Origin of the sequence: Streptomyces sp. NPDC052396, assembly GCF_044593195.1 — a bacterium.
Classification (GTDB): Bacteria; Actinomycetota; Actinomycetes; order Streptomycetales; family Streptomycetaceae; genus Streptomyces.
In genome coordinates this window covers 25,013-49,596 of the sequence record NZ_JBIUAW010000001.1, presented here as the reverse complement: position 1 = coordinate 49,596, position 24,584 = coordinate 25,013, and the positions used below count along the sequence as shown (strand labels likewise).

The 24,584-nt window shown below is 72.0% G+C and carries 29 protein-coding genes, 1 tRNA gene and 1 riboswitch; of the genes, 5 read left to right on the top strand and 25 right to left on the bottom strand.

Features of this window, described 5'->3' with window-relative positions; all coding sequences use genetic code 11:
- Window positions 1-4 precede the first annotated feature (4 nt).
- The 4 genes from ACIHFE_RS00285 to ACIHFE_RS00270 all read right to left on the bottom strand — a co-directional run bounded on the left by ACIHFE_RS00285 (window position 5) and on the right by ACIHFE_RS00270 (window position 4,042).
- Window positions 5-1,126 carry a TIGR03364 family FAD-dependent oxidoreductase gene (locus tag ACIHFE_RS00285; RefSeq protein WP_400102966.1) on the bottom strand — a complete coding sequence of 374 codons (1,122 nt, stop codon included), beginning with the start codon at window positions 1,124-1,126 and terminating at the stop codon, window positions 5-7.
- A 132-nt stretch (window positions 1,127-1,258) separates the two neighbouring features.
- Window positions 1,259-2,026, bottom strand: a complete 768-nt coding sequence (locus tag ACIHFE_RS00280) for a GntR family transcriptional regulator (RefSeq protein WP_400102964.1) — start codon at window positions 2,024-2,026, stop codon at window positions 1,259-1,261.
- A gap of 26 nt (window positions 2,027-2,052) precedes the next feature.
- Window positions 2,053-2,832, bottom strand: coding sequence for a hypothetical protein (locus ACIHFE_RS00275; protein ID WP_400102961.1), 780 nt, complete (start codon window positions 2,830-2,832; stop codon window positions 2,053-2,055).
- Between the two features lie 130 nt (window positions 2,833-2,962).
- The gene (locus ACIHFE_RS00270; RefSeq protein ID WP_400102959.1) at window positions 2,963-4,042 is read right to left on the bottom strand and encodes an ROK family transcriptional regulator; all 1,080 of its coding nucleotides are present in this window, start codon (window positions 4,040-4,042) and stop codon (window positions 2,963-2,965) included.
- A 58-nt stretch (window positions 4,043-4,100) separates the two neighbouring features.
- On the opposite strand from ACIHFE_RS00270, the gene ACIHFE_RS00265 reads away from it, so the two are divergent.
- Window positions 4,101-5,210: a Gfo/Idh/MocA family oxidoreductase gene (locus tag ACIHFE_RS00265; protein WP_400102957.1), complete on the top strand. Its 1,110-nt coding sequence runs from the start codon at window positions 4,101-4,103 to the stop codon at window positions 5,208-5,210.
- 14 nt (window positions 5,211-5,224) lie between these two features.
- Here the strand turns inward: ACIHFE_RS00265 and ACIHFE_RS00260 are convergent, their stop codons facing one another.
- The 9 genes from ACIHFE_RS00260 to ACIHFE_RS00220 form a co-directional block, all read right to left on the bottom strand.
- Window positions 5,225-5,677, bottom strand: a complete 453-nt coding sequence (locus ACIHFE_RS00260) for an SRPBCC domain-containing protein (RefSeq protein ID WP_400102955.1) — start codon at window positions 5,675-5,677, stop codon at window positions 5,225-5,227.
- On the bottom strand, window positions 5,674-6,012 hold the full coding sequence (locus tag ACIHFE_RS00255; protein WP_400102954.1) for an ArsR/SmtB family transcription factor: 339 nt from the start codon (window positions 6,010-6,012) through the stop codon (window positions 5,674-5,676). The genes ACIHFE_RS00260 and ACIHFE_RS00255 overlap by 4 nt, the downstream gene beginning before the upstream one ends.
- A 54-nt stretch (window positions 6,013-6,066) precedes the next feature.
- The gene (locus ACIHFE_RS00250; protein ID WP_400102952.1) at window positions 6,067-6,507 is read right to left on the bottom strand and encodes a CBS domain-containing protein; all 441 of its coding nucleotides are present in this window, start codon (window positions 6,505-6,507) and stop codon (window positions 6,067-6,069) included.
- A 137-nt stretch (window positions 6,508-6,644) separates the two neighbouring features.
- Complete coding sequence (locus ACIHFE_RS00245) at window positions 6,645-7,064, bottom strand: hypothetical protein (RefSeq protein WP_400102950.1); 420 nt, start codon at window positions 7,062-7,064, stop codon at window positions 6,645-6,647.
- Between the two features lie 83 nt (window positions 7,065-7,147).
- Complete coding sequence (locus ACIHFE_RS00240; protein ID WP_400102948.1) at window positions 7,148-8,005, bottom strand: fumarylacetoacetate hydrolase family protein; 858 nt, start codon at window positions 8,003-8,005, stop codon at window positions 7,148-7,150.
- A gap of 89 nt (window positions 8,006-8,094) precedes the next feature.
- Window positions 8,095-8,250, bottom strand: coding sequence for a hypothetical protein (locus ACIHFE_RS00235; protein WP_400102946.1), 156 nt, complete (start codon window positions 8,248-8,250; stop codon window positions 8,095-8,097).
- A gap of 168 nt (window positions 8,251-8,418) precedes the next feature.
- Complete coding sequence (locus tag ACIHFE_RS00230) at window positions 8,419-9,927, bottom strand: sodium:solute symporter (protein ID WP_400102944.1); 1,509 nt, start codon at window positions 9,925-9,927, stop codon at window positions 8,419-8,421.
- Window positions 9,924-10,124: a DUF3311 domain-containing protein gene (locus tag ACIHFE_RS00225; protein WP_400102942.1), complete on the bottom strand. Its 201-nt coding sequence runs from the start codon at window positions 10,122-10,124 to the stop codon at window positions 9,924-9,926. The genes ACIHFE_RS00230 and ACIHFE_RS00225 overlap by 4 nt, the downstream gene beginning before the upstream one ends.
- Before the next feature lie 37 nt (window positions 10,125-10,161).
- Window positions 10,162-11,445, bottom strand: a complete 1,284-nt coding sequence (locus ACIHFE_RS00220) for a DUF445 domain-containing protein (RefSeq protein ID WP_400104372.1) — start codon at window positions 11,443-11,445, stop codon at window positions 10,162-10,164.
- A 195-nt stretch (window positions 11,446-11,640) separates the two neighbouring features.
- On the opposite strand from ACIHFE_RS00220, the gene ACIHFE_RS00215 reads away from it, so the two are divergent.
- Window positions 11,641-12,948, top strand: a complete 1,308-nt coding sequence (locus ACIHFE_RS00215; protein WP_400102940.1) for an SGNH/GDSL hydrolase family protein — start codon at window positions 11,641-11,643, stop codon at window positions 12,946-12,948.
- 114 nt (window positions 12,949-13,062) lie between these two features.
- Here ACIHFE_RS00215 and ACIHFE_RS00210 read toward each other — a convergent pair whose 3' ends face one another.
- The 4 genes from ACIHFE_RS00210 to ACIHFE_RS00195 are packed head-to-tail and all read right to left on the bottom strand — an operon-like array spanning window position 13,063 to window position 16,307.
- Window positions 13,063-13,698 (bottom strand): DUF1707 domain-containing protein, encoded by a 636-nt coding sequence (locus ACIHFE_RS00210; RefSeq protein ID WP_400102938.1) that lies wholly within the window; start codon window positions 13,696-13,698, stop codon window positions 13,063-13,065.
- A 20-nt stretch (window positions 13,699-13,718) separates the two neighbouring features.
- Window positions 13,719-14,696, bottom strand: a complete 978-nt coding sequence (locus ACIHFE_RS00205; protein WP_400102936.1) for an ATP-binding cassette domain-containing protein — start codon at window positions 14,694-14,696, stop codon at window positions 13,719-13,721.
- Between the two features lie 2 nt (window positions 14,697-14,698).
- Window positions 14,699-15,463 carry an ABC transporter permease gene (locus tag ACIHFE_RS00200; protein ID WP_400104371.1) on the bottom strand — a complete coding sequence of 255 codons (765 nt, stop codon included), beginning with the start codon at window positions 15,461-15,463 and terminating at the stop codon, window positions 14,699-14,701.
- 43 nt (window positions 15,464-15,506) lie between these two features.
- Window positions 15,507-16,307: an ABC transporter permease gene (locus ACIHFE_RS00195; RefSeq protein ID WP_400102934.1), complete on the bottom strand. Its 801-nt coding sequence runs from the start codon at window positions 16,305-16,307 to the stop codon at window positions 15,507-15,509.
- A gap of 256 nt (window positions 16,308-16,563) precedes the next feature.
- Between ACIHFE_RS00195 and ACIHFE_RS00190 the strand changes: the two genes are divergently transcribed.
- Complete coding sequence (locus ACIHFE_RS00190; RefSeq protein WP_400102932.1) at window positions 16,564-18,816, top strand: transglycosylase domain-containing protein; 2,253 nt, start codon at window positions 16,564-16,566, stop codon at window positions 18,814-18,816.
- 14 nt (window positions 18,817-18,830) lie between these two features.
- Here the strand turns inward: ACIHFE_RS00190 and ACIHFE_RS00185 are convergent, their stop codons facing one another.
- The 3 genes from ACIHFE_RS00185 to ACIHFE_RS00175 all read right to left on the bottom strand — a co-directional run bounded on the left by ACIHFE_RS00185 (window position 18,831) and on the right by ACIHFE_RS00175 (window position 19,976).
- Window positions 18,831-19,151: a DMT family transporter gene (locus ACIHFE_RS00185; RefSeq protein ID WP_400102930.1), complete on the bottom strand. Its 321-nt coding sequence runs from the start codon at window positions 19,149-19,151 to the stop codon at window positions 18,831-18,833.
- Window positions 19,152-19,192: 41 nt separating this feature from the next.
- Window positions 19,193-19,252: riboswitch (guanidine-III (ykkC-III) riboswitch) on the bottom strand.
- The gene (locus ACIHFE_RS00180; RefSeq protein ID WP_048831771.1) at window positions 19,253-19,555 is read right to left on the bottom strand and encodes a co-chaperone GroES; all 303 of its coding nucleotides are present in this window, start codon (window positions 19,553-19,555) and stop codon (window positions 19,253-19,255) included. It lies immediately after the preceding riboswitch.
- Window positions 19,556-19,658: 103 nt separating this feature from the next.
- Window positions 19,659-19,976 carry a DUF3618 domain-containing protein gene (locus ACIHFE_RS00175; RefSeq protein ID WP_400102927.1) on the bottom strand — a complete coding sequence of 106 codons (318 nt, stop codon included), beginning with the start codon at window positions 19,974-19,976 and terminating at the stop codon, window positions 19,659-19,661.
- Window positions 19,977-20,127: 151 nt separating this feature from the next.
- Between ACIHFE_RS00175 and bcp the strand changes: the two genes are divergently transcribed.
- Window positions 20,128-20,610 (top strand): thioredoxin-dependent thiol peroxidase, encoded by a 483-nt coding sequence (gene bcp / locus ACIHFE_RS00170; protein ID WP_400102925.1) that lies wholly within the window; start codon window positions 20,128-20,130, stop codon window positions 20,608-20,610.
- 10 nt (window positions 20,611-20,620) lie between these two features.
- On the opposite strand, the gene ACIHFE_RS00165 is transcribed toward bcp, so the two are convergent.
- Window positions 20,621-21,847, bottom strand: coding sequence for an ATP-binding protein (locus ACIHFE_RS00165; RefSeq protein ID WP_400104370.1), 1,227 nt, complete (start codon window positions 21,845-21,847; stop codon window positions 20,621-20,623).
- A complete protein-coding gene (locus ACIHFE_RS00160) occupies window positions 21,847-22,386 on the bottom strand; it encodes a hypothetical protein (protein ID WP_400102923.1) in 540 nt (179 codons plus the stop codon). The genes ACIHFE_RS00165 and ACIHFE_RS00160 overlap by 1 nt, the downstream gene beginning before the upstream one ends.
- A gap of 174 nt (window positions 22,387-22,560) precedes the next feature.
- Between ACIHFE_RS00160 and ACIHFE_RS00155 the strand changes: the two genes are divergently transcribed.
- A tRNA-Leu gene (locus ACIHFE_RS00155) sits at window positions 22,561-22,635 on the top strand.
- Window positions 22,636-22,699: 64 nt separating this feature from the next.
- Here ACIHFE_RS00155 and rdgB read toward each other — a convergent pair.
- The 3 genes from rdgB to rph form a co-directional block, all read right to left on the bottom strand.
- Window positions 22,700-23,302 (bottom strand): RdgB/HAM1 family non-canonical purine NTP pyrophosphatase, encoded by a 603-nt coding sequence (gene rdgB, locus ACIHFE_RS00150; protein WP_400102921.1) that lies wholly within the window; start codon window positions 23,300-23,302, stop codon window positions 22,700-22,702.
- A 41-nt stretch (window positions 23,303-23,343) separates the two neighbouring features.
- The gene (locus tag ACIHFE_RS00145; protein WP_400102919.1) at window positions 23,344-23,742 is read right to left on the bottom strand and encodes a hypothetical protein; all 399 of its coding nucleotides are present in this window, start codon (window positions 23,740-23,742) and stop codon (window positions 23,344-23,346) included.
- A gap of 70 nt (window positions 23,743-23,812) precedes the next feature.
- The gene (gene rph / locus ACIHFE_RS00140) at window positions 23,813-24,547 is read right to left on the bottom strand and encodes a ribonuclease PH (RefSeq protein WP_400102917.1); all 735 of its coding nucleotides are present in this window, start codon (window positions 24,545-24,547) and stop codon (window positions 23,813-23,815) included.
- Between the last annotated feature and the right edge of the window lie 37 nt (window positions 24,548-24,584).

Here is a 24,584-nt window from a genome sequence, read left to right as displayed (position 1 = left end):
TCGGTTACCAGCCCATCGTGTTCGCGGTGGTTTCGGCGATCGCCGGGGAACAGGTCATGCCGCGCCCGCCGGGCCCGGTGACCAGCCAGACCCCGTCCCGGACCCGTTCCCGGTGCACCACCCGGGTGGTGTCCAGGCACTGGGCGTAGACCCCGGCCCAGCGGCGCCGCACCGCGGGCAGCGGACGGCCGAGCAACCGCTCGGCGGCGGCGGTCAGATGCTCGTACGGCGCCTCGTCCACATCGAAGCCGAAGGGTGTCTCGTACTCATGGGTGTCGCCGATGGTCAGTCCGCCGTCGGCGCGCTGGACCATCAGCAGCTGCATCTTGTGCGCGGCGGCCACCGGGGGCTGAGGCCGGGCGGCGGTCAGGGCGTCCAGCCGGTCGCCGGCGTAGGCCGGGTAGTAGCGGAAGCTGTCGGCGTCGGCCACCGAGGTGCTGAGCTTCTCGCCCAGCGGGGCGGTCTGCATCATCTGCAACCGCACCCGGCGCACCGGCAGTTCGGGGGCCAGCTCCCTGACCAGGCCGCCCAGCCAGGCACCGGTGCACAGCACCACCGCGTCACCGCGGTGGATCTCGCCATGGTCGTCGCGGACCGCGCGTTCGCCGACCACCTCGCGGACCTCGCGTCCCGGCAGGAAGGTGTAACGGCCGGAGGCCGACAGGGCGGCGCGCAGGGCGCGTTGAGCGGTACGCGGCTCCACGGCGGCGTCCCGTTCGCACCACAGCGCCCCCAGCAGCTCGCCGCGCAGCGCCGGGTTGACGGTGCGGACCTGGTCCGGGCCGAGGAGTTCAAAGCCCCGGGCGGCCGCGTCGGGGCGCGCCAGCGCCGCCCGGGCGACATCCAGTTCGGCGTCATGGGTGACGACCGTCAGCGAGCCATTGGCGCGGAAGCCGAGCTCCGGCACCTCGGCGCCGATCTCCTGCCACAACTCACGGGCGCGCAGGGCCGTTTCCAGCTCCTCACCGGAGGCCCGGCCGCTGACCCAGACCAGCCCGAAGTTCCGCACCGAGGCGCCCCGGGCCTCGGCCTCCCGCTCGATGTGCACAACCTGATGGCCGCGCTGGACTGCCTGCCAGGCGTGCATGGTTCCCAGCACGCCGGCTCCGACGACTATGACTCGCATGTCCCGAACGGTCCCGGGACCGGGTGACATGGATCGGTCCATCCGGCGACGGCACGGTGAACCGGCCGCCAAACTTGGCCTAGACCCGTTATCTTCTCGTTACCTCCATCCCGCGCTGGTAACAATGCAGACCTAAGACCCCAGATGCGCCGTAAAGGAGAAGCGGTCCCCCCGGTAGAGCGAGCGCACCCGCTCCAGCGGGCGGCCCTCGGAGTCCCTGGACACCCGGTGGATCAGCAGCATGGGCAGCGCGGGCGGGGTGCCGATGAGCAGGGCCTCACGGGGCGTGGCCAGCACCGTCTCCAGGCGTTCGTCGGCGTCACCGAAGCAGATGCCGAGGCTGTCGCGCAGATAACCGTAGAAGGAGGAATCCGGCTCGAACCCGGCGTCCAGCCCGGGCGCTCGCTCCACCGCGATATAAGTGCTCTCCAGACCGACCCGCTCATCATCGGCGAGCAGCACCCGCTCCAGGTGCCAGACGGGCGCGCCGGCCTCCACCCCCAGGTCGGGCGCCAGGGCGCGGGGGCAGGGGAAGCGGTCCAGGCCGACCAGGCTCCGTCCGGGGCGCAGGCCCTGGCGGCGTACGCCCTCGGTGTAACTGGCCAGGGACAGCGGCTGCTCCAGCTTGGGGCCCGCGACGACCGTGCCGCGCCCCAGCCGCCGCAGCCGCCCTTCCAGCAACAGGTCGCGCAGGGCCTGCCGGACGGTCTCCCGTGAGACCTCGAAGCGGACGGCCAGCTCCCGCTCGGTAGGCAGCAGCCCGCCCTCGCCCAACTCGTCGAGCAGCGCGGCCACTTGGGTCTTGACCGCGTAGTACTTGGGAATCCGCCCATGCTCGGGGATGCCGGCCCGGATGGGCGCGCCGGGTGTCGTACCGTCCGTGTAGTGCCTGTTGTCCACGGCGCGATCTTCGCACCCCGGCGGGGTCAGCGGTGCGGGCGCCGGGCTCCGGCCAGCAGGGCGGCCCCGGCAGCGGTCAGCGCGAGGCCCAGAGCGGCCAGGGCGTACATCACCCGGCCGCGGCCGGTGTCGGCGAGTTCGGGCAGCGGCTCCACGGCGGGGGCGGGGGCGGAGGCGCCGGTGCCGCCGGCCGCCGGTCCGGGCCGCCGCCCCGGCGGCTGGGACGCCATGGGTGAGGCCGCGGGTGAGGCCGGCTGCCGATCGCCGGACTGCCCCACGGTGAAGCCGTAGTCCTCGGACTCCCCCACCCAGGCCCCGTCACCGCCGCGCCGCTGCACCGCGGTGACATTGGCGGTGACCGGGCCACGCGGGGCCCGGTCGGTGAAGCCCAGCCGCAGCGGCACCACGGCCATGCCATGGGCGGGGACGGTGAAACCGGGGGTGCCGTCCAGCACCCCGACGTTCTCCGCCTCCTCGGTCCGCTCGAAGCGGACCGGGCGCCACTGGGCGGCGCCCCGGTCGTAGAAGTCCAGGCGGATCTGGTCGGGACGCAGCGCGCGGCCCCGGTCGGCGAGGACCGCGACCGGGTGGATGGCCCGGCACTCGGCGCCGGTGGTGTTGCGCAGCTCCAACTGCCAGGTGTGCGGCGGTTCCCCGGGCTCATAGACGGCCGGGCCACCGGCCAGCCGGGAGACGATCGGGAACCGGGCACCCCCGGGGTCACCACACCCGGGCTGCGGCCCGGCGGGCAGGGCGACGGCCGGAGCGAGCGTGAACGCGGCGGCGGTGACCAGGGCGAGGAACATGCGATTGTCCCTACCCGGCACGCGTGGCGGTCCCTCAACCGGCCGCGCTTTCCCGCCCGATGGGACGACCCCGCCATGCTCCGACTGGGGGCACCCACGCCCCGGCGCGCAGCCGCTGCCCGGCAGACCCTCATCCCCGCCCGAACACCGGCGCCAGCACCAGCTCCGCCGCGCCCTCGGCCACCGTCCGGGGGCCCGAGGGGGTGAGTTCCACCGGGACGGGCTCGCCGACGGCCGCGCGGACTTCGGCCAGGTAGGGCCGTGGGTCCGCCAGTACCCGTTCGCCTCCCAGCACCACCCGGTCGATGTCCAGCAGCCGCACCAGGTTGGCCGCGCCGACCCCCAGGAGCCGGGCCGCCTCCGCCGGGCCGGGGGCGGCCAGGCAGAGTGCCTCCAGGCAGCCGCGCCGGCCGCAGCCGCACTCGGGGCCGTCCAGGCTCAGCACCTGGTGCCCGAACTCCCCCGCCCCGGTGCGCGCGCCCCGGTGCACCGCACCGTCGAAGACCAGCCCGGCGCCGAGGCCGGAGCCCAGGTGGAGGTAGGCGAAGGAGTCCGCCCGGTGTGCGTGGGGGCCGCGCAGCAGCCCCAGCGCGGCCGCGTTGGTGTCCTTGTCGACGACGACCGGCAGGCTCAGCCGTTCGGCGAGCGCCTCCCGCAGCGGAAAGCCGTCCCACTGGGGAAAGCCGGTCACCTGGCCCAGCACCCCGGCCCGGTGGTCCAGCGGGCCCGGGGCGGCCACGCCCACGCCCAGCACCGTCCGGCCGGTCACCGGCAGCGCCGCCACCTCGGCGGCCACCACGTCCAGCACTGTCCCGGCGCCGGCGCCGAAGGACAGCGGCACGCTCCGTTCGGCGACCACCGTGCCGGCCAGATCCACCAGGATGACCGTCAGCGCCGCACGGTCCAGCCGCACCCCGACGGCGTGGGCACCCTCGGGGACCAGCCGCAGGGCGGTCGCCGGCTTTCCCCCGGTGGAGGCCCGCCGCCCCGCCTCGGTGACCAGGCCCGCCTCCCGCAGCCGAGCGGTGATCTTGCTGACCGCCTGGGGCGTCAGCCCCGTCCGCCGGGCCAGCTCCGCGCGGCTGGCCCCGTTCCCGGCCGCGTCCCGCAACAGTCCGAGCAGCACCTCGCTGTTGTGGTCCCGCAGCGCGGCCAGGTTGGCCCCATGGCGCTCATGGCCCTCATCGCCCCCGGCGCGGTTCCTCTTCACCCACCCATTCTCAGCACCTCGCTTGCGCTTTCGCAACGCCGTTGCCAAAGTGGCTGCCATGGATGGCACTGCCACTGGCACTCAGGGAACCCCCGGCACTCCGCTGCGCGTCGGCCTCATCGGCTATGGCGTCGCGGGCTCCTTCTTCCACGCCCCGCTGATCGCCGCCGCCCGGGACCTGGTCCTGGACACGGTCGTCACCGCCAACCCCGAGCGGCGGCGGCAGGTGCCGGCCGAGCATCCCGGGGCCCGGACGGCGGACGACGCGGAGGCGCTCTTCGCCCGCGCCGATGAGCTGGACCTGATCGTCGTCGCCTCCCCCAACCGCACCCATGTGCCGCTCGCCCGGCAGGCCCTGGAGTGCGGGCTGCCGGTGGTGGTCGACAAGCCGCTGGCGGCGACGGCCGCCGAGGCCGAGCAGCTGGCCGAACTGGCCGACGCCCGGGGCCTGTTGCTCAGCCCCTTCCAGAACCGCCGCTGGGACGCCGACTTTCTCACCATCCGCAAACTGCTCGGCGACGGCACCCTCGGCCAGGTGCTGCGCTTCGAGTCACGCTTCGAGCGCTGGCGGCCGCACCCCAAGGGCGGCTGGCGGGAGTCCGGCGACCCCGCCGAGCTGGGCGGGCTGCTCTACGATCTGGGCAGCCACCTGGTGGACCAGGCCCTGGCCCTCTTCGGCCCGGTGGCCTCGGTATACGCCCAGGCCGATGTGCGCCGGCCCGGCGCCGAGACGGACGACGACACCTTTGTCGCCCTCACCCACGCCAATGGCGTCCGCTCCCATCTGTGGATGAGCGCCACCACCGCCCAACTCGGCCCGCGCTTCCGCGTGCTGGGCAGTGACGCGGGCTATGTGAAGTACGGCCTGGACCCACAGGAGGCCGCACTACGCGAGGGCCTGCGGCCGGGGGACGGCACCATCGCCTGGGGCGTGGAACCGCAGACCTCCTGGGGCCGGCTGGGCGCGGGCGAGTCCCCGCTCACCGGCGGCGGGGAGCCGGTGCCCTCCCTGCCGGGCGACTACCCCGCCTACTACTCGGCCATCGCCCGGGCGCTGCGCACGGGCGGGCGGCCGCCGGTCACCGCCCGGGAGGCCGCGGCGGCGCTGCGCGTTCTGGAGGCGGCCCGCGTCTCCGCGAACGAGGGGCGCGTCATCTCCTTCGACTGATCGGACCGGGCGGCTCAGATCCGGTCGAGTACGGCGCTCAGGCGCGTGGTCACGCCCGACTTCCAGCCACCGCCCATGATGGAACGCGCCCGCTGCTGAAGGGGGTTGTCGGGATCGAAGCCCTCATGGGCGAGGAACAGCCGGGTCCCCCTGCCCTCCGGCCGCAGCGTCCAGGTGATGGTCCAGTCCGCGTCGCTGCCCGCCTCCGGATCGGCGTCCCGCCAGCCCAGCTTGAGCATCCGCTCCGGCTCAAAGGCCAGCACCTCCGCCTGGATCACCCCGGAGAACCCGGTGGCGGGCAGCGGCATGGCGCGCATGGTGTAGCGGTGGCCCACCGCCAGCCGGAAGTCGCCGGGCATCAGCCACTGGGCGAGCAGGTCCGGCTCGGTCAGGGCCCGCCAGACCTTGGCGGGCGGGTGGGCCAGGAACTCGTCCACATGGACGGCCGTCAGATCGTCAACACTCATGCTTCCTCGTCTTCCATGTGATCGAGCACCCCGCGCAAGGCGGTCAGCCGCTCGCGCCAGAACCGCTCGAACGGGCTGAGCCAGTCCTGGACTTCGGCCAGCGGGACGGGCTCCAGCCGGTAGAACCGCTGCCGGCCCACCTTCTCCTCGCCGACCAGCCCCGCCTCCCGGAGGACCCGCAGATGCTCCGAGAAGCTGGGGCGCGCCATATCGAAACGGGCGGCCAGCTCGGCCACCGGCTTGGCGCCCTCCTCGCGCAGCATCCGCAGCACCTCGCGCCGCACGGGGCTGGCCAGCGCCGCGAAGACCCGGTCCTGGGCGTGGGTGGGTTTCATAGGGAGCACTATAGGTAGGAGAATTCCTACCTGTCACATGGATCACAAAGTCGATCAGGAACGGTGCGGGACGAACACCTTGCTGACGAACTCCGCCAGTTGCTCATCGGTCACATTGCGCGCCAGGTCCGACTCACTGATCAGGCCGACCAGTTGACGGTTCTCATCGATCACCGGCAGCCGCTTGATCTGGTACTGCTCCATAACATCCAGGACGTCCCGGACATCGGCCCCGGCATCGATCCAGCGCACCTGGTTGCTCAGTTCACCCGCGGTGACCTGGGCGACATCGCGGCCCTGCGCACAGCACTTGGTCACAATGTCGCGGTCGGTGATCATTCCCTTGAGCTTGTTGTCATCGCCGCAGATGGGCACCGCACCCACATCGAGATCACGCATCATCTGACAGGCTTCCTGCAGCGACTGGTGTTCGCCGATGCAGGTCACCTCGCGGTGCATGATGTCGCGGGCCGTGATGTTTTGATTTCCAGCCATGATCGTCACGTCCTTCTGCTCGCACATCCCTGTGCCTGCCAGTCGATGACGTCTGCGCCTGTTCTTCGATCACAGCATGGAGTGGAGGGGCGCGCCACCGCGCGACAAGCGCTCTCGGTCCGGCCTGGAACGGGCTCTCAGTCCGGCCTGGAACGGTAGAGAACCGCCAGCGCGACGCCCGAGCCCACCGCCACCAGCGCCGCCCCCAGCAGCATGTCGCTGCTCATCGGCGGGCCGGTGCGGGCCGGCTCATGACCGTCACCGGCGACCGGGAGGGCGGAGACCGGGGCGACCGTGATGGGCCGGCGGTCCCGGCCGCGCGGCTCGGCGGGCCAGGGCGGCGGTACGGCCCGTCCGCCGTTGCGGCCGTCGTCGGACCCGGCCGCGCCATGGCCGGATGCCGGCACCGTAAATCCGGACACCGGCACCGGCACCGTAAAGGCGAACAGCAGCAGCGCGCCCAGCACGGCGATCAGCGCGACCAGGGCCAGCGCGGCAGCGGTCGTCCTGGTGGTGGAGGGACTCTGACGGTGACGCCCATGCGGGGGGTAGCGCATGCATGACGATAAGCACACAAAGCGGGCGCGATCTGGTCAGCGCGCGCGACAGGTCCCCCGAACGCAGCCCGCCGGCGGAGCGCTCACACGTCCTTGAGCTGCTGCCGCTGCCGCCCCAGCCCATCGATCTCGATCTCCACCACATCCCCGGCCCGCAGATAGGGCTTGGGCTCCGGCCGCCCCAGGGCGACCCCGGCCGGGGTGCCGGTGTTGATCACATCGCCCGGGTAGAGGGTCATAAACCGGCTGATATAGGCGACCAGTTGGCCGACCGGAAAGATCTGGTCGGCGGTGCTGCCCTCCTGCATCAGCGTGCCATTGACCCAGGCCCGGATCCCCAGCGCCTGCGGATCCGGGATCTCGTCGGCGGTCACCAGCCAGGGGCCCAGCGGGTTGAAGGTCTCGCAGTTCTTGCCCTTGCCCCACTGCCCGCCGCGCTCCAACTGGAAGGCCCGCTCGGAGACATCGTTGGCCACGGCATAGCCGGCCACCGCCGCCAGGCCCTCCTCCGCGTTGCGGGCGTGGCGGACCGTACGGCCAATGACCACCGCCAGCTCCGCCTCCCAGTCGGTCTTGGTGCTCCCGGGCGGCACCAGCACGGTGTCCTCGGGGCCCACCACGGTGTCCGGAGCCTTGAGGAAGAGAACCGGCTCGGTGGGCATCCGGGCCCCGATCTCCCGTACATGCGCCCGGTAGTTGAGGCCCACGCACACGATCTTCCCGGGACGGGCCAGCGGCGGCCCGACGCGCAGCCCCCGCCCGTCCAGCACCTCCAGCACCCGCGCCCCCACCGCGGCACGCACATAGGCGAGCGCGGCCCGGTCACCCAGGAAGGCGCCGTCGATGTCGGAGATCACCCGGGACAGATCGCGCAGCGTCCCGTCCTCCTCGAGCAGCGCCGGACGTTCCGCCCCGGCCGGGCCGACACGCAGCAGCTTCATTGGTACAACTCCCCCTGGAACGCGGTCGGCTCCGACGATCGTCCAAGATCGAACCGGGTGCGGCAAGGGCCGTTTCGGTCTTCGGACAGTCACTTCACGTCCGACGGGACCGGCCTGACCTCCAGCCACGCCCGTTCCACAGCGGACCACACGGTACTCGTCACCACATACAGGGCGGCGGCCAAGGGCACCACGGCCACCGTGATCAGGGTGCCGAAGGACAGCCATGGCGCGAGCTTCGCCACCGCCCCGGCGCAGACCTCATTCAGCGCCTGCCGCAGCCGCTTCGGGCCCTTGCCGTGCCGGCGCCACCGCGGCCGTGGCGGTCAGTGCGGCGACGGTGCCGAGCAATCCACTGCCGAAGAAGAGCAGTTGGGCTCCCCGCGCACCGTCCTCGACCGGTCGTACCGACCCTAGACCGGGCCACCGACAACGGCCTCGTCCGGCCCCGGATCCCGGGCCAGCACCTCGGAGTCCGGCCGGTCGTCGGCGGGTTGGGGACCCAGCCAGGACACCATCAGCGCCACCACCAGGTTCAGCCCCAGCGCCAGTGCGCCCGCGTTCACCCCCCACACCGGGTCCCGGTCGGTGAAGACCAGGAAGCACACCAGGCCCCCGCCCGCCAGCAGCCCGCCGAGCGCGCCCCAGAGCGTCAACTTCCGCCAGACCAGGCCCAGCAGGACCATCGGCACCAGCTGCGCCATGCCCTCATAGGAGATCAGCGAGAGCCGCACCAGGGTGTCGGGCCGGGTGTAGGTGAGGATCAGTGCCAGTGCCCCGGCCGCCACCACCACCGCCTGCGCGGCCAGCCGTTGCCGGTCGGGCCGGTCGGCCAGCGCGGGCACCGTGCCCAGCACACTGCGCCCCCACATGGTGCCGATCACCAGCATAAAGACGGCCATCGGCACGATCGAGGACAGCGCCCCGGCCACTCCGATCACCCCCACCGCCCAGGCCGGCAGCGAGTCCACCACCAGCTTGAACAGCGCCAGGTTGGAGCCCGCGCCGGTGAGTGAGGGGATCACGAACAGGGCGGCCAGGCCCAGCAGCATCGGCACATAGAGCAGCACATTGTAGAAGGGCAGCAGCACGGCATTGCGGCGCAGGGCGTTGGCGCTGCGGGCGCCGAGATAGCCGGCCACCGTGGTGGGAAAGATGACCACGGTAAGGGAGTTGAGGAAGGCGGTGCTGATGAACCAGGTACGGCCCAGGTGGCTGCCGCCGTGTCCGCTGAGGGTCAGCCACGGTGGCTTCTCGGTGGTCAGCCGGTGCAGGAAGGGGCCATAGCCGCCGAAGTAGTGCAGCGGGACATACAGCGCCAGAAAGCCCAGCGTCCCGATGACCAGCACATCCTTGAGCACCGAGACCCAGGCGCTGCCGCGCAGGCCGCTGACCACCACAAAGCCGGTGGTGACCGCGAAGGCCAGGAAATAGGCCCAGTTGAGGGAAATGGCGCCATAGGAGATGGTCGACACCACCACACCCATGCCGGTGATCTGGAGCTGGATATAGGGCAGCAGGCAGACGGTCGCCAGGACGGCCACCAGGGTGCCCACCCAGGGGCGGCCATAGCGGTGGGCGGCCATATCGGTGATGGAGACCAGGCCGTGCTGCCGGGCGTACGACCAGAGGGTGGGGCCCACCAGATAGCCGAGGGCATAGCCGCAGGAGAGATAGGCGACCACATAGAGCACCGGGGCACCGAAGTTGTAGCCCCAGCCGGCCGCGCCCAGATAACTGAAGCTGGTGTAGCCCTCGCCTGCCATCAGCACCCAGATGAAGACGGTGCCCAGACTGCGGCCGCCCACCGACCACTCGGTGATGCCACCGCCCCGGCCGCGCCCCCGGACGGCCAGCAGCCCCAGGGCCACGGTCAGCAGCATAAAGACGCCGAAGACACTGGTGGCGACGGTGGCGTTCACGCGCGGCCCCGCTTCCGGTCACTGCGGTAGAGCAGATAGACGGCCGGCGGGGTGAGCAGGGTGGCCAGCAGCAGCCAGAAGAAGAGGAAGGGCAGTCCCAGTACGGTCGGATGGACACGGTCGGCGAGCGGCAGCGCCCCCAGGTAGAGCACATAGGGGACCAGCAGCCAGAGGATGGCGGGTCGTTTCTTCAGCACATCCGCCGACCCTATGGGTTCGGCGGGCCACGGCGGATCAGCCGCCGACCAGCCGGGAGGCGGTGTAGATCAGCAGGCCCGCCAGGGCGCCCACCACCGTGCCGTTGACCCGGATGAACTGGAGGTCGCGGCCGATGTGCGCCTCCACCTTGCGGGAGGTCTGCTCCGCGTCCCAGCCGGCCACCGTCTCGCTGATCAGCGAGGTGATCTCGTCCTGATAGGTGGTCACCACATGCACGGCGGCGTCCTCCAGCCAGCCGTCCACCTTGGCCCGCAGCCGGTCGTCGGCGGTCATCCGGGAGCCCAGCGAGAGGATGGCGGCCCGGGCACGCAGCCGCAGCTCGCTGCGTTCGTCCTCGGCGGCGGCCACCACCATGGCGCGCACCGAGCTCCAGGCGGAGGTGATCAGGTCCTGTACCTCACCCCGGCCCAGGGCCTCGGACTTCAGCCGCTCCACCCGGGCCCGGGTGTCCGGATCCGACTGGAGGTCCCGGGCGAAGTCGGTGAGGAAGCGGTCCACCGCGCCACGCGCCGGGTGGTCGGGCATATCGCGCATCTCGGTGACAAAGCGGAGCAGTTCCTTGTAGACCCGCTCGCCGACCCTGCGGTCCACAAAGCGCGGGGTCCAGCCGGGAGCCCCGCCGGTGACCGCCTGCATCACCGAATCGCCGTGCGCCACCAGCCAGTCGTGGGCCCGTACGCACACCAGGTCCACCACCTTGCGGTGGCCGCCCTTGGTGACGATCTGCTCCAGGGTGCCGCCGAGGGCCGGGGCGATCTCCTGGGCGTCGGCACGGCGGGTGATGGCCTCGCCGACCACCGCCTGGACGTCCGAGTCGCGCAGCACGGTGAGCGCGCCGCGCAGCGCGGCGGCCAGTTCGGCGGTGACCCGGTCGGCGTTCTCCGGCCGGGCCAGCCAGGCGCCCAGCCGGGAACCGATGCCCACCGCGCGCAGCCGGCGGCGCACCACCGTGCCGGAGAGGAAGTTCTCACCCACGAACTCACCCAGGCTCAGGCCCAGTTGGTCCTTCTTGGTGGGGATGATCGCGGTGTGCGGGATGGGCAGTCCCAGCGGGCGGCGGAACAGCGCGGTGACCGCGAACCAGTCGGCCAGCGCACCGACCATGCCCGCCTCGGCGGCGGCCGCCACATAGCCCGCCCAGCCGCCGGCGCCCGCCGCCCGGGCCCAGGTGGCCAGGGCATAGACCAGGGCGACGGCCAGCAGCAGTCCGGTGGCGAAGGTCTTCATCCGGCGCACCCCGCGCCGGCGCTCCTCATCCGCGGCAGCGGAGGAGGTGAGTCCGCCCCGCGCCATGGGCATCCATTCCTCGGCGTCCGGCGAATTCTCACCTTGCGACCGTTTCATCCACCTCACCCGTTCAGACCGTCCTCTTCTGCATTGTCCCTACCGGACGACTCGGGAGACGGGCGGAGAGTTCCCGCCATGGTGGGATCATGCAACGGCGGGCGGCTCCGCTCCCGGTGCCGCCCGCCCCGCCGTACCAGGAGACTCCGCATGACCAGGCCCCTGCCACGCGGCATCCGCTATGCCCTGCCGGCCGCTTTGGCGGCGGTGGTGATACTCGTCTGCACGGCGGTCTTCCTGGGCGGCGCCCGGCGGCCGGAGCGGGCCCGGGACGCGGTGGGCGAGGCCCCGGCCACCCCGGCGGGCGGCTGGGTGGGCACCTGGGCGGCGGCGCCGGCCTTCGCCGAGCCCAACACCGGGCACGGCCTGCCGGGCTTCTCCCTGCGCAATGTGGTGCACACCAGCGTGGGCGGCAGCGCGGCCCGGGTGCAGTTCTCCAACCTGTTCGGCGACCGGCCGCTGGCCATCGGGGATGCCTCGCTGGCCGTGGCGGCGAAGCCGCCGGGCCGGAACGGCACGGCCACGGCGGCACCGGGGAGCATGCGCCGGCTGACCTTCGGCGGACAGCGCTCGGTGACCGTGCCCGCCGGCCGGTCGGTGGTCAGCGACCCGGCGCGGCTGACCGTACCGCCCGCGGCGGACCTGCTGGTCAGCCTGTACTCCCCGGTGCCCGCCGGCCCGGTGACACTGCATCCGCACGCCCGTCAGATCTCCTATCTGGCCCGGGGCGAGCATGTCCAGGACACCGGCGGCACGGCCTACACCGGCCGCACCTCCTACTGGCGCTATGTCACCGGGGTGGACGTCTGGACCACCCAGGCGCAGGGCACGCTGGTGGCGCTGGGCGACTCCCTCACCGACGGCGTCACCTCCACCCCGGGCGCCGACCACCGCTGGCCGGACTTCCTGGCGGCCCGGCTGCGGCGGGAGGCCGGCGCGCCCCGCTATGGGGTGCTCAACGAGGGCATCAGCGGCAACCGGGTGCTGCTGGGCAACCGGGGCCGGACGCCGCAGAACAACCCCGGTGCGCTGGACCGGTTCGACCGGGATGTGCTGGAGCGCACCGCGGTGCGGGTCGTGGTGGTGGACCTGGGCGTCAATGACATCCTGCGCCGGCCGCAGCAGCTGGACCCCCGGCGGATCGTGGCCGGGCTGCGGCAGCTGACCGCCCGGGCGCACAAGCGGGGACTGCGGGTGGCCGGGGCCACGCTGATGCCCTTCGGCGGGCACTGGGGGGTGACCGCCGACCGGCAGGAGCCGGTGCGGCTGGCGGTGAACCGGCTGATCCGGGCGGGCGGGGTGTTCGACACGGTGGTGGACTTCGACCAGGCGCTGCGGGATCCCGGCGATCCCCACCGGCTGCTGCCCGCCTACGACAGCGGGGACCATCTGCACCCCAATGACGCCGGCTACCGGGTGATGGCCGACGCGGTGGACCTGGCCGCACTGCGGACCTGACACAGCGCGCCGGTGCCCCGCAAGGGGCGCGGGGCGGCTGCGCTCAGGCGGCTCCGCCGCGTGGGCGCGACCAGCCACAAACGGCCCGCACTCGAAACGCACCCCGAGGCGGCGCTACTCCAGTGACTTGCCGCGCTCCTCGCGGGCCAGGCCGCGCTCCTCGCGGCGCCGCTTGCGCCGCACGCCCACCCCGCCCCAGAAGGCGAAGCCGGTGATCCGTACCCGGGGCGAGCCGGGGGTGCCGGCGCCGCTGCCCGAGTGGTCGAAGCCGCCCATCACCCCGAGTCCGGTGACCTGGACGTCCAGCTCCGGCGGGACGATCACTTCCATGCCGCCCATGATGGCGATACAGCGGATCTCGATCTCGGGGCCCTCGAAGTCCGCCTCCCGCAGATCGATCTGGCCGCCGCCCCAGAAGACAAAGGAGGTGAGGCGCCGGGGCACCGTCCAGTTGCCCTTGCGCTGGAAGCCGCCCATCACCGCCACCGCGGAGCGGGAGGCGGGGACGCGGCCGATCCGCCCCGCCCAGTCCCCGGCCGGCACCGGCTCGGTGCCCTGGGCGGCGGCCGCCGGCAGGTCGCGCACCAGCGGCTGGAGCTCGCCATGGGTGCGGGCCTGGTACACGGCATCCAGCCGCTCGCCGAACTCCTCCATGTCGAGCCGGCCCTCGGCCACCGCCACGCGCAGCACCTCGGCCACCCGCTCGCGATCGGCGTCGGAGGCCCGCATTTCCGGGAGTTCGCTTGTCATGACCACCAGGGTAAAGCCCGTCAGAGGCCGCTGCGATCCCCATACATATGGGCGATCACATCCTCGATATCGGGTTCACGTACCGAGAGATCGGCCAGCGGATAGCGCTCCGCCAGCGCGGCGACCAGTGGTGCGGCGCTCTGCCCGGCGGCGAACGCCAGCCACTGCCGGGGCCCTTCCACCCGTACCGGCCGGGCGCCCGCCACATCCTCGATGGGTGGCAGTTCGCGCTCCAGGTCGACCACCAGCATCCGCTCGCTCTCGCCCACCGCGTGCAGCCCCGCCAGCGCCCCGTCATAGACCAGCCGCCCATGGTCGATCACCATCACCCGCTTGCAGAGCTGTTCGATGTCGGTCAGGTCATGGGTGGTCAGAAGGACGGTGACGGCCCGCTCGGCGTTGACGTTCCGCAGGAACTCACGCACCTTGGCCTTGCTCACCACATCCAGCCCGATGGTGGGTTCGTCGAGGTAGAGCACCTCCGGGTCGTGCAGCAGCGCGGCCGCGATGTCCCCGCGCATCCGCTGTCCCAGGGAGAGTTGGCGCACCGGTACGTCCAGCAGACCGCCCAGGTCCAGGAGTTCGGTGCAGCGTTCCAGGTTGGCGCGGTAACGGGCGTCCGGGATCCGGTACATGCGGCGCACCAGCCCGAAGGAGTCGCCCAGCGGCAGGTCCCACCAGAGCGTGGTGCGCTGGCCGAAGACCACTCCTATCCGGCGGGCCAGCCGGGTGCGGTCGCGGGACGGGTCGATGCCCGCCACCCGCAGCCGGCCGCCGCTGGGGGTGAGGATGCCGGTGAGCATCTTGACGGTGGTGGACTTCCCCGCGCCATTGGGCCCGATATAGCCGACCATCTCGCCCCGGGGCACGGTGAAGCTCAGTCCGTCCACCGCCCGTACCTCGCGCCGCTCCCGGCGCAGCAGGCCCGTCCGGCGGTGGACCTCGAACACCTTGCGTACCTCGTGGAGTTCGATGAACGCCTCGTCGTCCGCTCTCATGGTCAGCTCCCCGTGCTCCGGTAACTCCGCAGCCCCGCCCGCCACAGCAGTCCGGCGGCGGTCAGCGTCAGCAGTGCCACCAGCGGGCCGCAGTAGGCCACCCAGCCGGGCAGGTGCAGCGGGTCCGCCCGGCCCAGCAGATGCAGCGCCGGCAGCCAGTTGACGAAGGCCAGCGGAACGATGAAGGTCACTCCGCGCACCAGTTCCCGGGCGAACACGGTGGGCGGGTACTGCAGCAGGGTGCAGCCGCCGAAGGTGAAGGAGTTGGACACCTCGGACGCCTCCGCCGCCCAGAACTGGAAGGCCGCCCCGGCGATGAACACCGCCCCGAAGATGGCCGACCCGCTGATCACCATCATGGCCGTGAACAGGGCCTTGCCCAGGGTCCAGTTGATGTCCACCCGGCTGATCCCCCAGCCCAGCACCAGCGCGCCCTGGGTGATCCGGCCCAGCCTGCGCAGCGCGAACCGGTCCGCGGCGGCCTGGGCCAGCACCGGCACCGGTCGCAGCAGCAGGATGTCGAAGCTGCCGTCGCGCACCCGCTGCCCTATCCGGTCGGCATTGCCCAGCAGCAGGTCGGCCAGCCCGAAGGAGGAGCAGGCGGCGCCGTAGAGCAGGGCGATCTCCGGGAGACCGAAGCCGCCGAGCGCGTCGATATGCGAGAACATCAGCAGGATGGCGATGAAGTCCAGGGCATTGGCGAGGAAGTTGCCCAGGGTGTTGATGAGGAAGGAGGTCCGGTAGACCAGGGTGGCCCGGATCCACATGGCGACGATCAGGCCGTAGCCGCGCAGTCCGTTCGCCCAGCGCTCAACCACCCTGCACCACCACCTTCCTGGTGGCCCGCGCCTGGATCAGCCGGCCCAGGGCCAGCAGCGCTACCGCCCAGACCGCCTGGAAGGCCAGCGCCCCGGCCAGTGCCGGCCCGGTGTGCCGCCCCAGCAGGATGTCCAGCGGGACCTGGAGCACCGAGGCCCAGGGCAGCAGCCGGACGGTCGCGCCGAAGGCGCCGGGGAAGACGGTGAGCGGCAGCAGCATCCCGGAGCAGAACACCCCCAGCAGGGTGCTCATCACATTGACCCCGGAGCCGTCCAGCAGCCAGAAGGAGCACAGCCCCACCAGATAGCGCAGCGCGAAGCTCACCAGCAGGCCCAGCGAGACCGCCAGCAGAAAGGCCAGCCAGCGCAACGGCGAGGACGGCAGTGCCAGTTGGAAGCAGAGGGCGCCGGCGGCCAGTGGCACCACGCCCCGGCCCAGCAGCTGGAAGGCGGCCCGGCCCAGATCGGCGGCCAGCCACCACAGTTGGAGGTCGGCCGGGCGGTAGAGGTCGATGGCGATGTCCCCGGTGCGGATGCGCTCCTGCAGCTCGGCCTCGAAGCCGCCGCCCATCAGCGCCGCGGTGGCCAGCAGCGCCTGGCTCACCCAGACAAAGGCCAGCGCCTGCGCCTGGTCGTAACCGCCCAGGTGGGGGCGCTCGTCCCAGAGGGCGGTGAAGGTGTAGGCGAGGATGAAACCGAAGACGGTGTTGGTGAACACCCCGGCCGCCGTGGCCATCCGGTAGGTGGCGTGCCGGCGGAAGGCGCTCACCGCGACGGCGGCGTACAGCCGCATCCCGCGCCCCCTCTTCTCGTTGAACTTTGTTAGTCCGCCGACTGGTCGGGCCGAACCCGAAGCGCAGGAGCATAGCCGGACGCGTCCGTCCCGGGCCAGGTGAATTTCTCACCCCGAGGGGTGGTGGACCTGACCCGAAAGGGGTCACCGTGCTGCCAAAGGTGCGCCGCACCTTCAGCCGGAACCCGCGGTGCGACAGTGTTTCGCGGGCGTACGGCACGGCTTCGACACCCGCCGCCGAGGAGTCCCAGGAGACATGAGCGACGAGCAGTCACCGCAGCGTCCGCAGGGCTGGGCGCCCAAGGGTGTGAACGGCCGTCCCAAGCGCACCGGCTGGCGCCGGCTGCTGCCCACCTGGCGGATGGTGCTGGGCGGCTTCGTCCTGGTGGTGCTGCTGATCGCGGGCGGTCTGATCGCCGGCTACATGCTGGTGGACATCCCGCCGGCCAACAAGGCGGCCACCGCGGAGAGCAATGTCTTCCTCTACGCCGACGGCAGCCAGCTCGCCCGGGACGGCGAGGTCAACCGGGAGAGCGTGCCGCTGAGCAAGGTGCCCAAGGAGGTCCAGCACGCGGTGCTGGCCGCCGAGGACCGGGACTTCTACTCCGAGTCCGCGGTCAATCCCGAGGCCATGGTGCGGGCGGCGTGGAACACCGTGACCGGCAAGGGCAAGCAGTCCGGCTCCACCATCACCCAGCAGTACGTCAAGAACTACTACCTGGGCCAGGAACAGACCATCAGCCGCAAGGTGAAGGAGTTCTTCATCGCCATCAAGCTGGACCGCGAGTCCAGCAAGGACGACATTCTGGAGGGCTACCTCAACACCAGCTACTTCGGCCGCAACGCCTATGGCATCCAGGCCGCCGCGCAGGCGTACTACGGCAAGGACTCCGACAAGCTGGACCTGGCCCAGGGCGCCTATCTGGCCACCCTGCTCAACGCGCCCAGCGCCTATGACGTGGGCGCGCACCCGGAGAACAAGGGCCGGGCGACGGCGCGTTGGAACTATGTGCTGGATGGCATGGTCAAGAAGAAGTGGCTGAGCCCCGCCGACCGGGCGAAGATCAAGTTCCCGCTGCCCGGCAAGGCCCGGGCCCGCAACGGGATGTCGGGGCAGCGCGGTTACCTGGTGGAGGCGGTCAAGGACTACCTCACCAGCAACAAGATCATCGACGAGACGACCCTGGCGGCCGGCGGCTACCGCATCACCACCACCATCGACCGCAAGAAGCAGGACGCGTTCGTCAGCGCGGTGAAGGCCCAACTGATGGACCAGCTCAGCGATTCCCGCAAGGTGGACTCCTATGTCCGGGCCGGGGGCGCCTCCATCGATCCCCAGACCGGCAAGGTGGTCGCCCTCTACGGCGGCATCGACTACACCCGCCAGTACGTCAACAACGCCACCCGGCGCGACTACCAAGTGGGCTCCACCTTCAAGCCGTTTGTCTTTACCTCGGCGGTGCAGAACGACGCCACCACCCAGCAGGGCCGCACCATCACCCCGTACACCGTCTACGACGGCACCAACAAGCGGCCGGTGCAGGGGCCGGACGGGCCGGTGGGCTACGCGCCGTCCAACGAGGACGACAAGAGCTACGGTCCGATGACCGTCACCAAGGCCACCGATCTGTCGGTCAACGCGGTGTACGCGCAGATGGCCGAGGACGTCGGCCCGGGGAAGGTGAAGAGCACCGCCCTGGCGCTGGGCATCCCGGCCAAGACGCCCGATCTGACGGCCACTCCGTCGATCGCGCTGGGTCCGGCCACGGCCAGTGTGCTGGACATGTGCCAGGCCTACGCCACCCTCGCCAACCATGGCCGGCACGGCCCGTACAGCCTGGTGGAGAAGGCCAGCAAGGGCGGCGAGGACGTCCAGCTGCCGGACCGCAACGACCGCCGGCAGGCGGTGGCCCGGCCGGCCGCGGACACCACCACCTCGATCCTGCAGAGCGTGGTCGACAACCCCAATGGCACCGGCGCCGCGGCCCGGGCCTCCGGCCGGCCCTCGGCGGGCAAGACCGGCACCGCGGAGGAGGACAAGGCAGCCTGGTTCGCCGGCTACACCCCGGATCTGGCCACCGTGGTGGCGGTGATGGGGCAGGACTCGGACACCGGCGAGCAGAAGTCGCTCTACGGGGCCACCGGGCTGCCCCGGATCAACGGCGGCGGCTACCCGGCGCAGATCTGGGCCGCGTACACCTCCGACGCGCTGGCGGGCACGGAGCCCACCGACTTCGACCTGGAGCTGCAGAACGGCGCGGGTACCCCGCCGCCGGAGGCGCCCGCCTCCTCGGCGCCGCCGGCCAGCAGCAGCGCGCCGCCGGTCACCTCGGCACCGCCGGAGCTGCCGCCGACCACCACACCGCCGCGCCGGCCCACGCTGCCGCCCGGGCCGCCGACGCCCACCGGCCCGCCCTCGGGGCCGATCATCAGCCTCCCGCCGTACGGCGGGCGGGAGGGGCGGCCGGGCGACCACTCCTCGCACGACCTGCTGGGCTATGACTACTGAGCCGGTCCCAGGGGTCAGTGCCCCGAGGTCAGCTTGAGCCCGGTCACGGACACCAGCAGCAGGGCCACAAAGAACACCCGTGGCCCGGACGCCGGTTCGCCCAGCAGCAGCATGCCCAGCACCGCCGCGCCGGCCGCACCGATGCCGACCCAGACGCCATAGGCGGTGCCGACCGGGATCGTCCGGGCGGCCCGGGCCAGCAGCAGCATGCTGGCGGCGATGCCCAGCACGGTGCACACGCTGGGCCACAGCCGGGTGAAACCGTCGGTGTACTTCATGCCGACCGACCAGCCGACCTCCAGCAGGCCGGCGACGACGAGCAGGACCCATGCCATGACGGCACCTCCACAGTGATCCGTAAGGAATCGACTTCAGGGGTGCGTCGTCTTGTCCTGACCCGGTACGGCGCGTCTCGTCGGGAAGGCCCAGGCTACCGCTACAGGTAGAGGCCGGTGGAGTCCTCCGACCCCTCCAGCCGCTCGGCGGCCACCGCGTGCAGGTCGCGCTCGCGCATCAGCACATAGGCCACCCCGCGGACCTCCACCTCGGCCCGGTCCTCGGGGTCGTAGAGCACCCGGTCACCGGGCTCCACGGTGCGTACGCTCTGTCCCACCGCCACGACCTCGGCCCAGGCCAGACGGCGGCCCACCGCGGCCGTCGCCGGGATGACGATGCCGCCGGTGGACCGGCGCTCGCCCTCGGGAATGTCGGTCCGGACCAGCACACGGTCGTGGAGCATCCGGATGGGCAGCTTGTCGTGGGTCGTGTTCGTACTCACGCCAAGACGGTACCTGCCCGCGCGCCGGTCCGGCGCCACGGGGACGGATCCGGGTGCCCGCCCGCTAGGAGCGACGGCGGCGGGAGGCGGCCAGCAGCCCCACCACGCCCACGGCCAGCATGGCCGCCGGAATGATCCGCTCCAGCCGCGGCACCCCCTCGTCCGTGACGAACTGGGCGCGGACATCCGCGACGATCCGGCCGGCGGCCGCACAGGCCCGCCCGGCGGTCTGGTCCACCTTCGAGGTCACCTTGGCCTTGGCGTCCCCGATGATCGTGCTCGGGTGCAGCCGCACACCGATCTCGTCGAGCGTCAGGGCGAGCTCACCGCGCCTGTGGGCGATGTCCGCCTCGATCTGCGCAGGGGTCCTGGCTTCCGGCACCGCGCTGCCTCCGTCGTCGCAATAAGTGTGATGAAGAGTGATGACCACAGTCTGTCAGCTCCCCGGGCCCCGCGCCCCATGGCACCCCCGATCCCCGGGCCCTGGCTAGGCTCGGACCCCGGCACCAACCGACTCACCCCGTAGGAGAGCCATGAGCGAGCGACTGAGCCCCGGCGACACCGCCCCCGCCTTCTCCCTCCCCGACGCGGACGGCAAGCAGATCTCGCTGGCCGGCCACCGGGGCCGCAAGGTCATCGTCTACTTCTACCCGGCCGCCCTCACCCCGGGCTGCACCAAGCAGGCCTGCGACTTCACCGACAACCTCGCCTTCCTGGCCGGGCACGGCTACGAGGTCATCGGCATCTCCCCGGACAAGCCGGAGAAGCTGGCGAAGTTCCGGGAGAAGGAGGACCTCCGGGTCACCCTGCTCGCCGACCCGGAGAAGGAAGTGCTGGCCGCCTATGGCGCGTTCGGCGAGAAGAAGCTCTACGGCAAGACCGTGACCGGCGTGATCCGCTCCACGGTGATCGTGGACGAGGAGGGCAAGGTCGAACGCGCCCTGTACAACGTCAAGGCCACCGGGCATGTAGCGAAGATCATCAAGGATCTCGGCCTGGCGGCCGACGCCTCCTGACCGGCGCCTCCTAACCCTCCGCGGCCTCGGCCTCCGGAAGGTCGAGGACGGCCTGCGCCCCGCCGCCCGGCGCGGCCTGGAAGGCCAGCCGGGCGCCCAGCACCGCCGCCTGTCCCACCGCGATGGTCAGCCCCAGGCCATGGCCGGTGCCGCGCTCCGGAGCGGCGGTGCGGAACCGGCGCGGCCCCTGGCTCACCAGGTCCTCCGGATAGCCGGAGCCATGGTCGCGCACCGTGATCCGGGTGCCCTCCACCGTCACCTCGATCGGCGGCTTACCGTGCTTGGCCGAGTTGGCCAGGATGTTCACCAGGATCCGCTCCACCCGGCGGGCGTCGGTGGCCACGATCCGGCCCTCGCCGATCACCTCGACCGCCACATCGTCCACCCCGCGCTGGCCGCGGGCCCGCTTGACGATGCCATGCACCAGCGAGGGCAGCTCCACCGGATCCAGCTGGGCGCTCTCCACCCCGGCGTCCAGCCGGGAGACCTCCAGCAGGTCCTCCACCAGCGCCCGCAGGGTCTGCGCCCGCTCCTGCACCATCTCCACCGCCCGTGGGTGCGGCAGCAGTTCGGCCGAAGCCACCAGCCCGGCCACCGGGGTGCGCAGCTCATGCGCCACATCCGCGGTGAACTCGCGCTCGGCCTCCACCCGGGCCGCCAGCGAGGCGGCCATGGCGTGCACCGAGCGCTCCAGCTCGGCCACCTCGTCCCGGCCCCGGCCGCCGGGCGCGCCCGCCTCCGGGGTGCCGCCGTCGGCTATCCGGCGGGCCGCCGCCGCGCTGTCCCGCAGCCGGCGGGACAGGCCCCGGGCCACAAACCAGGCGACCACCGCCATCAGCGCCACGGTGGCAGCGCCGGCCACCACCAGGGCCCGGTCCAGCGCCTGCTGGAACGCGTCGCGCTTGGGGAAGGAGGTGGAGACGGACAGCACCCGGTCGCCCACCCGGGCCGCCGCCCACACCCGGGGGTCCGCGCCGCCGCTGATATAGGTGCGCGGCCCCTTGGCCACCGCCTTGGCCAGCGGCGCCGGCAGGGTGGCGTCCAGCTGGGCGCCCAGCACCAACTGCCCGTCCCGCTGGTAGATCTGCAGCGCCGAGCTGAGCTGCTCGTCCTGCTGGGCCATCGCCTTGCGGTCCCGCTCCAGCCCGGAGATATGGTGCACGCCCACCCCGAGCAGCACGACGGCCAGGGCGGTAACGGAGGAGATCGCCAAGGCGATCCGGCCACGGATTCCCATCACGCGATCGAGTAAGTCTCCGTCTGCTTGCCGGCGGGGGTCATGCCGGTGTAGCGGACCTCGAGGGAGGAGAAGACCATCTGGCCGTCCACGTTCTTGGGGGCGAGCAGGGTGACCCGGGCGCGGAAGGAGGTACGGGCGGTGCCGCCGGCGCCGCCGGTGACCTGGACCGCCCCGGTGCCCTCGGCCCGGTCCTGCCGGTACTCGTCCCAGTGGATGTCGCTGGCCACCGTCCCGGTGTTGGCACAGGTCAGGGTGATGATCTTCGGTTTGGGCACCGGCTCGCCGTAGCCGCAGTCGCGTACTCCGGGCAGCTCGCCGGCTCCCCCGCCGGCCGCTCCGCCGCCGGCCCCGGCCGCCGCCTCGCGGTCGTCCGCCGCCTTCTGTGCCGCCTCGGTCCTGGGCGCCTCGGACACCGTCCGGGACCGGTCCGCGGCCCGGCCCGCCCAGACGCCGCACAGCGCCAGCACCGTGACCACCGCGAAGACCACCAGGGCGGATCTCCTGCTGGCCCGGCTGGGGGCGGCGCGGTCGGTCATGGGGGCTTCCTCGGTGCGGAGCGGGGAACCGGCCGGTTTCGGCCTTCGGTGTGAGGGACGGCCAAATCGGCCCGCGCGTTCCGTTCGGGCGGTATGAGCTTTCCGCCCGCCCGGTGTTGGGCGGGTACGGGCCCCGGCCGGCCGGCGGCCGCCGCACAGTACAGTAGGCACGTTGGGCCCGTACCCCAGCTGGCCAGAGGGCGCCGGTTTAGGTCCGGTGTGTCGTGGGTTCGAGTCCCACCGGGCTCACGGATATGGCGTGACACCGTTGAACGGTGCCACGCCATATGCGTGTTGCGGACCGGCCCAGTCCTCAGGCCAGCAACTCCCGTACCACCGGCACCAGTTCGCGGAACGCCTTGCCCCGGTGGCTGATCGCGTTCTTCTCCTCGGCGGTGAGCTCGGCACAGGTGCGGCTCCCGCCCTCGGGCTGCAGGATCGGGTCGTAGCCGAAGCCCCCCGTCCCGGCGGGCCGATGGCGCAGGGTGCCCCTCAGCCGTCCCTCCACCACCCGCTCGGTGCCGTCCGGCAGGGCCAGCGCGGCCGCGCAGGCGAAATGGGCGCCGCGGTGTTCCTCGGCGATGTCGGACAGCTGGGCCAGCAGCAGCTCCAGGTTGGCCCGGTCGTCGCCGTGCCGGCCGGACCAGCGGGCGGAGAAGATGCCGGGGGCGCCGCCGAGGACGTCCACACACAGCCCGGAGTCGTCGGCGATGGCCGGCAGACCGGTGGCCCGGGCCAGGGCGTGCGCCTTGAGCAGGGCGTTCTCGGCGAAGGTGACGCCGGTCTCCTTGACGTCGGGGATCTCGGGATAGGCGTCGGCACCGATCAGGTCGAAGTCCAGGCCGGCGGCGGCCAGGATGGACCGCAGCTCGGTGACCTTGTTGGTGTTGCGGGTGGCGAGGATCAGGCGCTTCATGAGCACCGATTATCTCCGGCCCGCCCGCCGGCCCGGACGCCTCAGCCGGCCGCGCACGCCTTGGTCAGCGCGGCCACGGCGCTCTTCAGCGGGGCGGACTCCGGGCGTTCGCCGTCGCCGATGCTGTCCTGGATGTCGCTGACGGCTTCGGTGATCCGGGTGGTGGCGCCCTTGACCGAGGAGTCCTCGCCGTTCTGCTTGGTGAGCTGGTCCAGATCCCGGTTGATCTTGTCCACGAACTCCTGGGCGCTCTGCGGGTCCTTGGAGCCGTCGCCCATGGCCTGGATGAGCTGGTCCGCGTCCGTGCCGATGGTCCTGGCCGGCTTGCCGCAGTCCTTGCCGTCGTCCTGGCCGCCGCTGGAGCAGCCGGAGACCAACGGCAGCGCGAGGACCCCGGCGAGCAGGGCCGCGAGTGCGGCGGTTCGGCGGCGCGGTGCCATGGCGTTTCCCCTAAGTGGTCGCGGGGGTACGGAACCGGCCCGTACCCCCGTGCATCTTAGGTGGTCTGTATTAAGACAGGGTGCGGGCCAGCGCCTCCTGCTGGACCTTGGTGAGCTCGGTGCAGCCCTGGACGGCCAGGTCCAGCAGGGCGTTGAGCTCCTCGCGGTCGAAGGGCTGGGACTCGGCGGTGCCCTGCACCTCGACAAAGCGGCCGTCGCCGGTGCAGACCACATTCATATCGGTCTCGGCGCGGACGTCTTCCTCATAGCAGAGGTCCAGCAGCGGAACGCCGTCCACGATGCCCACGCTGACCGCGGAGACGGTGCCGGTCAGCGGCTGCTTGCCGTGCTTGACCAGCTTCTTGGCCTGGGCCCAGGCGATGGCGTCGGCGAGCGCGACATAGGCGCCGGTGATGGCGGCGGTGCGGGTGCCGCCGTCGGCCTGGAGGACGTCGCAGTCCAGGACGATGGTGTTCTCGCCGAGCGCCTTGTAGTCGATCACGGCGCGCAGCGAGCGGCCGATCAGCCGGGAGATCTCATGGGTACGGCCGCCGATCTTGCCGCGCACCGACTCCCGGTCGCCCCGGGTGTTGGTGGACCGGGGCAGCATCGCGTACTCGGCGGTGACCCAGCCCTCTCCGGAGCCCTTGCGCCAGCGGGGCACGCCCTCGGTGACGCTGGCGGTGCAGAAGACCTTGGTGTCGCCGAAGGACACCAGCACGGAGCCCTCCGCGTGCTTGCTCCAGCCACGCTGGATGGTCACCGGGCGGAGCTGGCCTGGGGTACGGCCGTCGATGCGAGACATGGTGCCGAGCCTATCCGGGAATGCCGCGGGCCTCGTC